This is a genomic window from Flavobacterium sp. W22_SRS_FK3 (assembly GCF_052113665.1).
GTDB lineage: Bacteria > Bacteroidota > Bacteroidia > Flavobacteriales > Flavobacteriaceae > Flavobacterium.
The window spans coordinates 108,846-123,671 of the sequence record NZ_JBGQOF010000004.1 but is presented as its reverse complement, the minus strand read 5'-3'; the positions used below and the strand labels follow the sequence as shown (position 1 = coordinate 123,671).

The 14,826-nt window shown below is 31.9% G+C and carries 11 protein-coding genes; 8 read left to right on the top strand and 3 right to left on the bottom strand.

Annotation, left to right across the window (positions count from 1 at the left end; all coding sequences use genetic code 11):
- Positions 1–2 precede the first annotated feature (2 nt).
- A complete protein-coding gene (locus ACEN2I_RS05230; protein ID WP_441765033.1) occupies positions 3–6,332 on the bottom strand; it encodes an alpha-2-macroglobulin family protein in 6,330 nt (2,109 codons plus the stop codon).
- A 129-nt stretch (positions 6,333–6,461) separates the two neighbouring features.
- On the opposite strand from ACEN2I_RS05230, the gene ACEN2I_RS05225 reads away from it, so the two are divergent.
- The gene (locus tag ACEN2I_RS05225) at positions 6,462–7,148 is read left to right on the top strand and encodes a tetratricopeptide repeat protein (RefSeq protein WP_441765032.1); all 687 of its coding nucleotides are present in this window, start codon (positions 6,462–6,464) and stop codon (positions 7,146–7,148) included.
- Between the two features lie 69 nt (positions 7,149–7,217).
- Entirely contained in the window at positions 7,218–8,573 is a 1,356-nt protein-coding gene (locus tag ACEN2I_RS05220; protein WP_441765031.1) for a UDP-N-acetylmuramate--L-alanine ligase, read from the top strand.
- A gap of 69 nt (positions 8,574–8,642) precedes the next feature.
- On the opposite strand, the gene ACEN2I_RS05215 is transcribed toward ACEN2I_RS05220, so the two are convergent.
- Positions 8,643–9,278 carry a DUF1287 domain-containing protein gene (locus ACEN2I_RS05215; RefSeq protein ID WP_441765030.1) on the bottom strand — a complete coding sequence of 212 codons (636 nt, stop codon included), beginning with the start codon at positions 9,276–9,278 and terminating at the stop codon, positions 8,643–8,645.
- Between the two features lie 52 nt (positions 9,279–9,330).
- On the opposite strand from ACEN2I_RS05215, the gene ACEN2I_RS05210 reads away from it, so the two are divergent.
- The 4 genes from ACEN2I_RS05210 to ACEN2I_RS05195 are packed head-to-tail and all read left to right on the top strand — an operon-like array spanning position 9,331 to position 11,977.
- Positions 9,331–9,834, top strand: a complete 504-nt coding sequence (locus tag ACEN2I_RS05210) for a GNAT family N-acetyltransferase (protein ID WP_441765029.1) — start codon at positions 9,331–9,333, stop codon at positions 9,832–9,834.
- 5 nt (positions 9,835–9,839) lie between these two features.
- The gene (gene radC / locus ACEN2I_RS05205; protein ID WP_441765028.1) at positions 9,840–10,529 is read left to right on the top strand and encodes a RadC family protein; all 690 of its coding nucleotides are present in this window, start codon (positions 9,840–9,842) and stop codon (positions 10,527–10,529) included.
- A 3-nt stretch (positions 10,530–10,532) separates the two neighbouring features.
- Positions 10,533–11,219, top strand: coding sequence for a YjjG family noncanonical pyrimidine nucleotidase (locus tag ACEN2I_RS05200; RefSeq protein WP_441765027.1), 687 nt, complete (start codon positions 10,533–10,535; stop codon positions 11,217–11,219).
- 2 nt (positions 11,220–11,221) lie between these two features.
- A complete protein-coding gene (locus ACEN2I_RS05195) occupies positions 11,222–11,977 on the top strand; it encodes a hypothetical protein (protein WP_441765026.1) in 756 nt (251 codons plus the stop codon).
- Positions 11,978–11,991: 14 nt separating this feature from the next.
- Here the strand turns inward: ACEN2I_RS05195 and ACEN2I_RS05190 are convergent, their stop codons facing one another.
- A complete protein-coding gene (locus ACEN2I_RS05190) occupies positions 11,992–13,269 on the bottom strand; it encodes a replication-associated recombination protein A (protein ID WP_441765025.1) in 1,278 nt (425 codons plus the stop codon).
- A 219-nt stretch (positions 13,270–13,488) separates the two neighbouring features.
- On the opposite strand from ACEN2I_RS05190, the gene ACEN2I_RS05185 reads away from it, so the two are divergent.
- Positions 13,489–14,250: a rhomboid family intramembrane serine protease gene (locus tag ACEN2I_RS05185; protein ID WP_441765024.1), complete on the top strand. Its 762-nt coding sequence runs from the start codon at positions 13,489–13,491 to the stop codon at positions 14,248–14,250.
- A gap of 68 nt (positions 14,251–14,318) precedes the next feature.
- Entirely contained in the window at positions 14,319–14,825 is a 507-nt protein-coding gene (locus tag ACEN2I_RS05180; RefSeq protein WP_441765023.1) for a hypothetical protein, read from the top strand.
- Position 14,826: the final 1 nt, after the last annotated feature.

The window sequence follows — 14,826 nt, the reverse complement described above, 5'->3', positions numbered from 1 at the left end:
ACTTATTGAACTTTTACACGTATTCCTTTGGTATGACTTGTAAATTCAGGAGCGTACATACTTTGAATTGTTGTAATACCGTTTGAGAATTCACCGATGTTATTGACTCTTATATCGTATTCAATTACATAAGTTCCTTTGTCAATTCGATCAAAGAAGAAATGTGTTGCAGCATCTTTAGTACTCATATAATAACCTAATCGGTCTTTGTATTGATATTGAGAAAGCACATTTACGGGTTCAAAACAGGAAGCTCTCATATCTTTTAAATGAACATATTCCATATCTTCTTTTGCTGAAATAATTAATCGTACGGTAACTAAATCACCAGTTTTTAATTCATATTTGGAAGTTATTTTTTGTAATTCATCACCTTTCATGGTGTTTTTCTTTAGATATAATTCTTTTGAAACCGATAAAACAGCACCGGAATTAGTTTTTATTTTATCTAAATCCTCAAAATATTGCCAGTAAACCCCGCCAAACCCCGGAACTTTTGATTTGTTTTGAATGTTGATGGTTGCCATTTCTTTTTTCACTTCATCAGTTTTCCAGTTCATTTTGATATAGCCCGTTTCAGCTTCTTTTTCGTTTTCGGCTAATTTTTTGGTTAGGATTTTTTCATTTCCAATTTTAATAACGGTATTGTCCTTTATAGAAAGCCAGTCATTTCCTTGCATCAATAAGGCATAAATAGCTTCGGTACTAGATTTTGTGGTTGGCCAGTTTTTGGTCTGTTTGTTTTTTAATAACCAGACTTTCATGGCATCAACAGATTTTGTGTCGTGAGAAACTTCGGCGAAAGCCTCAATCAGCAAAGCCTGTGTTTCTATTGGTGCCTGATACCAATACCATCCTGCTTTATTGGCAATCCAGTACATTCCCCAATCTTCATTATTGGATGCCGTTTCTTTTAAGCTTTCAATAATTTTCTTAGCAGCATCTTTTTCTTCAAATCGATTTAGAGTTAAAGCCGCTAATCCTTTTTCATAAAGAGAATAATTCAGCCAATCTTTTTTGGCAGTCTCTGTATATAATTTCACAGCTTTTTTTAGTGTATCAGACAAAGGATATTTATCTAGATAAAAACTTCTGGTATACAGATAATGCAAATCAGAATAAGGATTGATCCAGATTAATTTATCGTTTGTTTTTAAATTCTTGGTTCTGGATTTATAATATTCTAAGAATTTATCATCCAGAAACGGAATCCCGGTTTTAGCGATTTCATCGATTTTTTCATCATTATCTTCTGTTTTGTTCAGTTTTGATAAGTGACCCAAACCAGCCAAAATATGTCTGGTTATATATTCGCTTTCACTACCTCCGTCAAACCAGGCAAATCCTCCGGATGGTTTTTGTTTTTGTTTCAGTTTTTGGAATGTATCTTCTTGCGAGGTTTTCATTTTCTCTAAATCAAACAAAAGTGCCAGATTTTTTTTCTTTTCGTCTTCGCTTTGGGCATCATTTAGCCAGGGAGTTTCTGCCAGAATAATTGATTTTAATTCTTCGTTTTCTTCCAGTTTCGAATTCAATTTTCTATTTTTTCTCCAATCTTCAAAAACCGCTGCTATTTTGGGGTTACTTGTAATAATATCTGACGCCAGAGCATTGGCATAAAAACGGGCAAAAGTCTGTTCAGCACATTCGTGTTCGTATTCCATTAAATAAGGCAACGACTGAATCGCAATCCAGGCTGGATTCGAGGTGTATTCGAATGTAAACTGATGGTTTTTTAAAGTCGATGAAGTATTATTTTTTAAATTCTCAAACGTATATTGTTTCGTAGCATTCTCCCGAACCCAAATCGGAATACTCTCTGTAACCAGCATATTATTTGTCAAAACCGGAAGTATATTTTCTTCTCCATCAGAGAAATTACCTGATTTCGCCAAAATTTTATATTGAACGCCTTGCAAACCTTCCGGAACTGAAATTGTCCAGGTTGCTGTTGTATTTCCAAAAGGACTTACGGTAAAGTTTTTAATGTTTTTTGCATTCATCATTTTGGCATCTATAGGCTGCATCGTTGTCGCATCAAAGAATTGTAAGATGGCAATTCCGGTTTTAGCTTCAGCAGTAACATTCGAAATTTTAGCACTGATTACAATCGTATCTTTTTCTCTAAAGAAACGAGGAAAATTAGGCATGACCATTAATTCTTTTTGAGTCACAATGCTTTTTTCCAAATAGCCTGAAATCGCTTCTTTGTTATGTGCCAATAAACGAAGTTTCCAGGCTGTCAAAGCTTCAGGAGATGTAAAATTGAAACTTACTTTTCCTTTAGAATCAGTTTTTAAATTGGGCAAAAAGAATGCTGTTTCAGATAAATTTTTTCTGGCTTTTACCTGTGTTAATTCTTCAAGTGCTTTTTTGGTTGTGATCATTATTACGCCGTTTGCTGCTCTGCTTCCGTAAATAGCGATAGCTGATGCATCTTTTAAAACATTTATTGAAAGAATATCTTCAGTATTTAAATTGTTAGCCTCATTTTCAGTAGCAATTTCTCCATCAATTATAAACAAAGGATCAGAAGAAATTTTTTCATTACCTTTTATTTTGAAAGAAGATTTTTCTGAAAGACTACTATATATTAAGGCTTTTTTTGTTTTGTATGTTGCTGCTGACATATATACTGAATCTTTCTCAATTACAATAGCATTAGGAGCAGCACCCACAGGTTCATCAATAGTTAAAACATCATCTGCATCACCTTTAATAGTTTCACTGCCTACTTTTTTGTCTTTAATTTCGGCTATAGAGTAGAGAAGAGAATCGCCATATCGACTATTGTTGAAATCAAATCCAAACCAGTTTAAATGTGTTTCTTCTCTATAGAATTTAGTCAATGGAAGAATTTGATTTAGATTTTCAAGAGATGAATATACGCGTTCAAAACCTAAACCAGATTTGAAATTAGAAGAATTATAATGATAATTATTTATGTTTAAAGTATTCCAATTTGTTTTTGTAAACTGGTCTAAAGAGCTGTCGTACATAGAGGCTAAAACTTCCGCTTCGGTTTTGGCATTGATTGATTTTATTTTAAACGACCAGGTTTCTTTACTTCCGGGCTCGATTTTATTTCTAAAACTTTCTACCAGTAATTCTAGTTTAGATTCTTCTGTTTTTAGTGCAATTTCTATTTGGTCATCAAATATTTCGTTCTCAAAAATGCTTTGAAAACTTACTCGTACCGATTTTTCGAATTCTTTTTTTATTGGAATTTTTATCGTTATTTCATTGTTTTGCAAATGATACGTGTTTTCAAAATAGGTTTGATTGCCATAATTTCCACTTGTATTAATATAAAGATCCGGAATTACAGAAGAAAGTTTAATTATTATAAATCCATCCTTTTTTGGATCTGTATTTATTTGTTCTGCCGTAAATAATTTACCTAGATTGAATTTGTCTTTACTTTGCCTGATTTCAAAAGGTGTAACAGATTCTATATAATTATCAAAAGTATCTTTTGCTGAAAATACAATTTTATAGTTTCCTGATTTATAATTTGAAATAAAATCAAGCGCTATTTTTTTGTCTTTTTCGGTGTCTACTTTCTTCGAAAACAATAAAATTTCGCTTGCTTTATCCGTTTTGATTTCTCGATTTTCGTAAGGAAACAATCTTTCAAAATCTAATGCCGAAATAGTCTCGATTTCAGGTTTTGGAAAAGCTTCTTCTTTAAATTTATTGGAAAAAGGGCTAGCGAAATACAATTTGATTTCGCCTTTTGCGGCTAAAAATTCTTCGTTTAAGTTCGTACTTGTAAGTATGATTTCATTTTTGTTTTTAGTTTCAATACGATTTGTAATACTGGCATTGATTATCAAATCATGGTAACCCACTTTTACGATGGTTTCTGAGGTATGCGTTTCGCCATTAATGTCTGTTACATCTGCAGTTATACTATAATTAAAAACAGGCAATTGTTCTTTTACTGCATTTTTTGAAGGTTCAGCAGTAAATTCAATTACAAATTTTCCTGAAGCATCTGTTTTGGTTTCTCCGGTTGCAATAATTTCATTTTGTTCCTGACCCCAATAATCACTATAATTTCTTGAATAATGCATAAATCGATTTACAGTGTAGCTTACTTTTGCATCAGAAATATTGCTTCCTGAAAATGCTTTTGCAATTCCATTTACTTTAATGGATTGATTTACTTGAAAACTTTCTTTTTTAGAATCAAAATCTACCTTAAATTTAGGACGCTTGTATTCTTCGACTCTAAAACTTGTTTGAGAATTTTCAAGTCTTACACTTTTCCAAAACGATGCATTTGGTTTGTTTTTAAGCGTAGTGTCTTTATCTGCATAATTATCTGGTTGTGCTGTGTAAATATTAAAGTTGCCTGTTAAGCTGTTTTTAGGTAAAATGAATTCACCTGTAAATGAACCAAACTCATTAGAAATAACTTCAAACTCTTTTAAAGGTTGATAATTAGCGTCTCTAACAATGATTTTAAATGCGGTATTTGAGACAATACTGGTTTTGTTTTTTTGTTTTTGAATTGCAATTCCTTTATAATATACAGTTTGCCCCGGGCGATAAATGGCACGGTCCAAATAAAATTCGACTTTACCGGTTAAGGTTTTGTCTTGGTTTTGATTGTATTGCTGGGTATATCGAATATAATTTTTCTTAGTTAAAATTGTATCATTTGCTAATGAAAATTCTATATGCTGACCGTAATCGTTGCTACTTGAGCCGATATAAGAAGCTAATCCGTTTGAATCTGTTTTGAGGTTATAGTGTGATGATTTTATGATCACATTTTCAAGAGGTTTTCCTGTTTTTCGATCTAGAACCTGAAAGTTTTCTTTATTATTTTCCTGAGATGCCAGAATGCTTAGGTTTGAAACTGTAATGGTTTGAGAAGAAGATGCTTTCTCGTTTTTTATATCAGAATCACTTTCAAAATAAACTAGATAGCTCCCTGTTTCCAATTGTGGTAAAAGAACTTCTGTTGTATATTCAAAATAGTCTTTTTTGTTTTGAAGCTGATAGTCTTTAGAAGCTATTTTAACTTGATTTCTTATAATGGCAGATACTAAACTATCTTCGTCGGAATATGAATCTAGAAATATTTTCAGTTTTTTTTGGTCTATTTTGTAAAATGATATTTTTAAGTGATCAAGATTTTTATACCTGATAAAAGCTCTTATATTCTCTTTATTGTAAGTGAATTTTTGAAGCTGAATATTCAATGATTTTGAAGTAACATTATGTTTTTGCTCCAAAGCATTTTGAGATGTAGATGTCTTATCATTAATTTTTATGATATGATCGTATATTTTTAAGGCTTCGATATTGTAATCCGGATGTGACTCCTTTGAAGCCTGACTAAGTAGGATTTCTGCCTTTTTTAATAGAATTTTTTGAGTAAGCATCGGCTCATTTGAAAGTTTTTGGAAATCATTTAAATACTTTGTTAGATCTTCATTAGATTCCGGCAGAAAATCAGTGCAAAAAACAATACGGTTAAATTGATTTTCTAATGAAGGATTCCCTGATTCGAGCTTTTGATATAAAGAGAGTACTTTTTTAAATTTTTCTTCTTTTATAAAATTGAGATCAAGTTTCAAAAAAGCTTCTGAATCTCCTAAAAGTTCATTTTTATATGCTGAAGTTTGACTATTTTCAATTTCCCATCGCTCAATTTTTTCAGTAAAAAAATCTATATTTTCCTTTAGTAAATAATCATATAAATTTTCGTTTTTTAGTTTTTCTAAAGTCAAAAAACTAAAAATAGCTAGATACTTAGTTAAAGATGTCTTTTTGAGTATTGATTCATTGTCCAGTGTTTTTTCAAAAAGTGCAATTATTTCTTTTTCAGATGTAAAATTAATGCTAGTCTCACTTGATATTGGAACCGCTATTCCGTCAACAGCAGAAGTATCTATTGTTGCAACAGCAGAATCTATTAATGAAGCTGCATCGTCTACTGCTACCGCAGCACTATCTACAACTACGACATCATAATCATAATTTGAATAATTATTTAAACATTTCGCATAAATCAGGTTCAATATAGCCTTTGATGGAATTGAAACACGATTAATATCTGTTTTAAGATTGTTTAAGATTTTGGTTTTTGCATTTTCATCAACAACCTGCAAATATTTGGATTGATAAAAAAAACATTTTATCATTTGAACTTCGTCTTTTCTTGAAACTGCTTTTTTATAAATTTTATCAACTATTTCATTAGCCGATTTTATTTTTCCTTCATTTTCATAAGAGGAAACTTTGCCCCATCTTTTATCAGTTTTTTGAGCAAATAAAGTAGAAGTAAACAATAAGAAAACAAATAATATTTTTTTCATAAAGTAGTTTTAGTATATAGAGAGTAGTTTTTGAAAAAAGGTTGGGCGATGGTTAAATGATTTTCGTACAAATTAGTAATTTATCTCTAAAATCAAATAATGCATTTTATATTTCCTTATTTTTGAGAAATGAGAAAATTAATATTTTTTTTCGTTTTGACACCTTTTTTTTTATGGTCACAATCTACTTTTGAAAAAGGGGAGAAGTTATTTTATGCCAAAAAGTACAAAGAAGCCGAAGTGATTTTTCAGGAAAACTTAAAGTATTACCCCAATGATGTTAAAACACTTGAACGTTTGGGTGATATTGCTTCAGAGGAAAAGGAGTGGGAAAAAGCTGCATCCTGTTATAAAAAACTAAAGCAGTTAAAACCCAATGAAGCTGATTATTTTTATAAATATGGAGGATGTTTGGCTATGAGAGCTATGGAAGTGAATAAGTTTAAAGCCTTAGGGTTGGTAGACGACATGAAAGAGGCATTTGAAACAGCAATTGATTTGAATCCAAAACATATTCCGGCCAGATGGGCATTAATAGAATTGTATCTGCAGTTGCCCGGAATTGTTGGTGGCAGTGAATCAAAAGCAATTTCATATTCAAATGAATTAGCTAGGATTTCAACTGTCGACGGGTATTTATCTAAAGGCAGAATAGATGAATATTTTAAGAGATATACATCGGCAGAAAAAAATTATTTAAAGGCGCATGAAATTGGCAAATCAAAAATTACATTTCAAAAATTATATAATTTATATTTGAATAAATTAAAAGACCCTAAGAAGGCACAGGAATTGAAACGAAAATTTGAAGCGTAAACAATCAAATCTCAAATACTGAATTCTGATAAATAATTGGAATTCAGAACTTAATAATTGGAATTTTAAATGAAAACACATTTCATCGCCATAGGCGGAAGTGCCATGCACAACTTAGCATTAGCATTACATAACAAAGGATATCAGGTTACAGGAAGCGACGATGCTATTTTTGAACCGTCAAAATCAAGATTAGAAAAAAAAGGAATTTTACCGGCCGAAATGGGTTGGTTTCCTGAAAAAATCACTTCAGATATTGAAGCTGTAATTTTAGGAATGCACGCAAAAGCAGACAATCCCGAATTATTAAAAGCACAGGAATTAGGATTGAAAATTTATTCATATCCGGAATTTTTGTATGAACAAGCCAAAAATAAAACACGTGTTGTTATTGGAGGTTCTCACGGAAAAACAACCATAACTTCAATGATTTTACACGTGATGCATTATCACAATATTGAAGTTGATTATATGGTAGGAGCACAGCTCGAAGGTTTTGATACGATGGTGCATCTTACCGAAGAAAATGATTTTATGGTTTTAGAAGGGGATGAGTATCTGTCTTCTCCGATAGACAGAAGACCAAAATTTCATTTATACCAACCCAATATTGCTTTAATTTCAGGAATTGCATGGGATCATATTAATGTGTTTCCAACGTATGAAAATTATGTTGAGCAGTTTGAAATTTTCATAGGAAAAATTACCAATGGCGGAATTTTAGTTTACAATGAAAATGACCCTGAAGTAAAACGTGTTTCAGAAGCCGCAACAAATCCAATTCGCAAACTACCTTATCATACTCCTGAATATAGTGTTAGTGATGGTGTAACTTTATTAAAAACTCCCGAAGGAGATATGCCAATTGAAGTTTTTGGAGCCCATAACCTGAATAATTTAGCCGGAGCCAAATGGATCTGTCAAAATATGGGCGTTGATGAAGCTGATTTTTATGAAGCAATTGCTAGTTTTAAAGGTGCTTCAAAGCGCTTGGAAAAAATTGCCGAAGGAAAAGGAAAAGTAGCCTATAAAGATTTTGCACATTCGCCAAGTAAAGTAGCAGCGACAACAAAAGCAGTAAAAGAACAATATCCAAACAGAAATTTAGTAGCTTGTCTAGAGTTGCATACGTACAGCAGCTTAAATGCGGAGTTCCTCAAAGAATATGAAGGAGCATTAGAATATGCTGATGTTGCCGTTGTTTTCTATTCGCCGGATGCTGTGAAAATTAAACAATTGGAAGAAGTAACTTATGAACAAATCGCAACTTCCTTTAATAGAAAAGATTTAATTATTTATACCAATCCAACGGAATTTAAAAAGTATTTATTCAATTTAAATCTTGATAATTCTGCATTATTATTGATGAGTTCAGGTAATTATGGAGGTTTGAATTTTGATGAGGTCAAAACTTTGATTGAGTAAATTAATGTGTCAATTAGAATTAGATAATGTGCCAATTGCTTTTAAGTAATTGGCATTTTTTTTTATTATCTAATTTAAGTTTGTATAACGATAATGTCCCGCAATTTTATATTCAAACAAGCAATCTTCTAAAACTTGCCCGCCGCCAACGTTATGAACAATAAGATTTCGTTTGCCGTCTTCTGATTTTTTGTTGGTGATAATTCCAATATGAGGCAACTTTCCGTTAATCATCCAGGTTACAATTTCTCCTGTTTTATACTCTTTAGCATCTTCAGTAACTGGCAGTTTTGTTCCTTTTCTGTCAAAGAAAACTTCTAAATTAGGAACTCTGCGGTGGTCGATATTGGTGTCCGTTTTTGTCATTCCCCATTTTTTTAAATTTGGATATTTAGAAAAGTTGTCGACCATATCTTCATGGACTTCTTTTTGTAAATCAATATTTAATTTTCGATAGGTACGAATTACAACATCTGAGCAAACACCTTTGTTTATAGATATATCTCCGTTTGGATATTTTATCGAAAAATAGGCTGGATCATAATCTATTGAAGCATCAATTATCGATATTGCAGCTTCCGATAATTTTTCTTCAAAAGTTTTTACAGCAGTTTTATGCGTATCTGTAAAAGCTAATTTTTTGTTTTCTTTTTGGCTACAAGAAATAAATAGTAATAAAACTAAAGTGATGCAGATAGATTTCATCCTTTTTGTTTTAAAATTAATGATTATAAAAATAACAAATGAATTTTAATGAATGATTTTTCTTATTTTTGAAAACATTGATAAAAACTATATGCCTGAAAAAATTAAAGTTGTCCATACGACAAGCGAAAATCATGATTTCATATTTTTATACGGCACCTTCGATACTTTTTTGTGGGAACGTTATTCCGAATTAAAAACGGATTATTGGAATAATAATGTAATAGAATTTACTCCAAATGTAGTTGTTGTTTATTTAGAAAACAAAGCGGTTGGTTGTGGCTGTTTCAAACAATACAATGATACGACAGCCGAATTCAAAAGGATGTTTGTTTTACCTGAAGCAAGAGGACTTGGTTTGGCTCAGCTCATTATTAAAGAAGTTGAAAAGAAGGCAATTGAAGACGGTTTCAAAGTTTTGATTTTAGAAACTTTATATAAACAAATTGAAGCCATTACTTTATATCAAAAAGTTGGATTCGAAATAATTGACAACTACGAACCTTATGTGGGCTTGACAAATAGTATTTGTATGAGCAAAAACATTAATATTTAATTCTGATGGAATCAACTCATTTTCCTATTCCAAACTGGTCCGAAGACGACAGGCCACGTGAAAAATTAATGCTAAAAGGCAAAAGTGTCTTAAGTGACGCCGAATTAATTGCCATTTTGATTGGTTCCGGAAGCCGGAATGAATCGGCAGTGGATTTAAGCAAAAGAATTTTGGCCAGTGTTGATACTTTGAATTCATTAGGCAAAATGTCTATTTCGCAATTAATTGATTTTAAGGGAATAGGCGAAGCTAAAGCCATTACTATTATTGCTGCATTAGAATTAGGAAGAAGGCGCAGGGCAGAAGATTCAGTTGAACTGACCAAAATTACATCTAGTAAAATGGTTTTTGAAATCATGCAGCCTATTATTGGCGAACTTCCGCATGAGGAATTTTGGGTACTTTTTCTGAATAATTCAAATAAAGTAATTTTAAAGTCTCAATTGAGTAAAGGAGGTATTTCAGGAACTGTTGTTGATGTCCGCCTGGTTTTTAAATTAGCACTTGAATCTGGCGCTACTGGCTTGATTTTATGTCATAATCATCCATCAGGCACGTTAGTCCCAAGTGAAGCTGATAAACACATAACCAAAAAGCTAAAGGTGGCAGGAGATAGTTTAGATGTTAAAGTTTTGGATCATTTGATTATTACTGAAACAAAATATTATAGTTTTGTAGATGAAGGAATTTTATAAATTATGCACACAAATATTACCGATATATTTTTTGATTTAGACCATACGCTTTGGGATTTTGATCGAAATTCAGAAAAGGCTTTTGACCGAATTTTTAAAAGTAAGTTTCCGGAAATTAAATGTCAGGATTTTATTGAAAAATATATACCTGTAAATCAGGCTTGCTGGAAATTATATCAACATGACAAAATTTCACATCAGGAACTGCGTTATAAAAGATTGAAGTTGTCTTTTAACGCTTTGAATATTACTATTTCTGATCAGGATATTGATCAGATTGCAAATGATTATATTGAATTTCTAACCGATAATAATCATCTTTTCGAAGGTGCAATTGAAATTTTAGATTATTTAAAATCAAAATATACATTACACATCATAACAAATGGTTTTGCCAGTGTGCAGGAAAAGAAAATAAATAATGCTGCATTAGGAAGTTATTTCAGTACAATTACAAATTCTGAACTGGCAGGTGTAAAAAAGCCAAATAGTTTTATCTTTGATTATGCAATTAATTCGGCAAAGGCTTCAAAAGAAAATTGTATTATGATTGGAGATTGTTTAGATGCAGATGTTAATGGAGCACTTAATGCAGGGTTAGATGCTATTTTTTTCAATGATAAAAAAATTGAAGCACCACAAAATATTAAACAAATAAATCATTTATTAGAACTCAAAAAATATTTATAATTATGAGAATTAAAATTTTATTAATCATCTTCCTCTCTTCCTTTGCTGGTTTTTCACAATCAATCAATGATTACAAGGCTGTTATTGTGCCTATTAAATTTGATTTTGCAAAAGGTGTCAATCCATATAGGCTGTCCACTATGACAAAGGCAAATTTAATAAAAGCAGGTTTTGAAGCTTTTTATGAAAATGAACAGCTTCCTGCAGAATATGCAAATCGTTGTGATTTATTATATGCTGATGTAAAAAGAGATAATGCTTTTTTAGTAACTAAACTTTTTGTTGAATTTAAAGATTGTTATGGAAAAGTAGTTCATACCTCTGAAACCGGAAAAAGCAAAGAGAAAGAATTTGATACAGCTTATAGAGAAGCTTTAGATATGGCATTTGTGTCTATATATAGTTTGAATTACAACTATAGTGGGAAAACCGCAATAACAACTTCGGGTGGTGCTTCAACTGTTGCTGTTGCCGCGCCGGCTGTTGCTGCAACCTCAGTTTCAACTCAAGTTGCTACACCAGTTGCAGATGTTTCTGATCCAAATTTACTGTATGCACAACCAACAGAAAATGGGTATCAATTAATTGATAAAACACCAAAAGTAGTTATGAAATTACTTAAAACTTCTCGACCTGATTCTTTTATAGCGATAAAAGAGGGGGTACAGGGAACTTTAAATGCTAAAGACAATCAGTGGTTTTTTGAATATTATCAAAATGATAAATTAGTTTCTGAAAAAGTTTCTGTAAAATTCTAAATATAAAATATAGTTTAATAACCATATTTATCCTTCCAACGGTTCTTTAAAAATTCACGGTTGCTATTCTCTCTTGAATTCTGACCTGGATTATAAAGAACCGTTTCTTTTATGGCATCGGGTAAAAACTCCTGTTCTGCAAAGTTATTGGCGTAATCATGCGAGTATTTATAGTCTTCGCCGTAACCCAATTCTTTCATCAGTTTTGTTGGAGCATTGCGCAAATGAATGGGAACAGGCAAATCACCTGTTTGTTTTACCAATTGCTGTGCATTTCCAATCGCCATATAAGATGCATTACTTTTAGGCGAAGTAGCCAGATAAATAGCGCATTGACTTAATAAGATGCGACTTTCGGGATAACCAATAGTAGACACGGCCTGAAAAGTATTATTTGCCATAATAAAAGCTGTAGGATTGGCATTTCCAATATCTTCACTTGATAAAATCAACATTCTTCGAGCTATAAATTTCACATCTTCACCACCTTCAATCATTCTGGCAAGCCAATAAACAGCACCGTTAGGATCACTTCCACGAATCGATTTGATAAAGGCCGAAACAATATCATAATGCTGTTCTCCAGTTTTGTCATACAAAACCGTATTTTGCTGAACAAGTTCGAAAACCCTATCATTTGTAATGATAATTTCATCACTGGCAGAAGCGTTGACAACCAATTCAAAAATATTTAATAGCTTACGGCCATCTCCGCCAGATAATCTTAGCAATGCCTCAGTTTCTTTTAGAATAATATTTTTTGTTACTAATTCTACATCCGTCTTCATGGCACGATAAAGCAAGGCTTCTAAATCAGTTTTCGTAAAAGCATTTAATATATAGACCTGACAGCGTGATAACAATGCAGGAATCACTTCAAAACTTGGGTTTTCTGTGGTTGCACCAATTAAGGTAATCCAGCCTTTCTCGACCGCTGCCAAAAGGGAATCCTGTTGCGACTTACTAAAACGGTGAATCTCGTCAATAAACAAAATCGGATTTTTAGTCGTGAATAACCCACCACTTTGTTTCGCTTTTTCAATCACATCGCGAATATCTTTCACACCAGAATTTATGGCACTCAAAATATAAAAAGGGCGCTTTGATTCCTGAGCAATAATTTGGGCCAGAGTCGTTTTTCCGGTTCCTGGAGGTCCCCAGAAAATTAATGAAGGAATAATTCCTTTTGAAATTTGTTGTGTTAAAGATCCGTTTGGACCAACCAAATGGTTTTGACTAATGTAGTCTTCTAATTTCTGTGGGCGTATGCGTTCTGCTAAAGGTGCTTCCATTTTGTAAAATTACGAGTTTCAATTTTAATTTAATTTTTTTTAGGAGCTATTTCCTGCTGTCCGCTATATCTTTTTTGGCAGAAAAAGCCAAAAAAGGATGTCGTTTCCATCAGGGCTATAAATCGTATCTTAATAAATCAATTTTTTGCTGACAAATTATCAGTAAAGTGTATTTGGATAGTTTTTTGATTGAACAATTATTCAATTGATTATAAAAACATGAACGATAACCACTTTAAATTTTCAACCGCTGTTGTTGGACTTCCGGTATTTTTTGTCCTCTTTTTGTGGATTGTGTATTGGATTCAGATCCGGTTTGATTTCGATTTTTATCAAAACGGAATTTATCCTCGGGATTTATCAGGTTTGCAGGGTGTTGTGTTTAGTCCTTTTATTCATGAAAATTTAAATCATTTGTACAACAACTCTATTCCGCTTTTAGTATTATTGGCAGCTTTGCAATTTTTTTATCCAAAACAATCTTTTGCCGTTATTGGTTATGGAATTTTATTTTCCGGTTTAATAACATGGATTATCGGAAGAGGAAATTATCATATTGGAGCCAGCGGATTGATCTATGTTTTGGTAAGCTTTATATTTTTCAAAGGGATTCAGAGTAGATATTATCGTTTAGTAGCATTGTCATTCACTGTAGTTTTACTTTATGGAGGAATGATTTGGTATGTTTTTCCTGATGTAGATCAAAGCATTTCCTGGGAGGGACATTTGGCAGGTTTTATAACCGGTTTTGTAATATCGTTGTTTTATAAAACGCCCGAGTATACAAAACCAGTTGTGTATGATTGGCAGAAACCTGATTTTAAACCTGAAGAAGATGCTTTTATGAAACATTTTGATGAAAATGGTAATTTTGTTAATATTGAAATTGCTCAAGAAAATGCTGAAATAATATCATACAATTTTAACTCTGATGTTTCGGTTAATTATGTCATAACTAAATCAGAATCAGGAGATAAATGATTTAGCAGATGTTCCATTGATTTAAATTGATTATTTTTGTTAAGGTTCTGTAATTTTATTTGATTCTTATGAAAACGATTTGTTTGTTAACCACTTTTACGATTTTTTTAATCTGCTCAAAAACTATTGCTCAATGTGAGATAAAAAATAGGGTACAAGCTGATGGTAGTATGATGTATTATTTTGATCCGGCTGTTTTTTATACTACAAAATCAAAGTCACTAAAAATAAATATAGTTACAGATAAAGAGCACTACTTTGTTGCATTACAGCCTACACCATTCCCGCCTAAAAAGGAAGGCAAAGAAATTAAAGACGATTTAACTATAGAATTAGCAGACCAAAAAAGATACAAACTGAAACATTATGATACACAATATAGGCATAACGATTCTATAATGCAGGTGCTGTATTTAATGGATGAAAAAGATATTGAAGCTTTTTCAAAATTCGAAGCGGTAATAGCTCAAATTAATATGAAGGGAACAGAATTCGTTCGAAGCTATAACTTCAAATTGCATAAACATGCTATAATGCAACAATTGAACTGTTTTTTGAAAGAGGAGGACAAGTAAA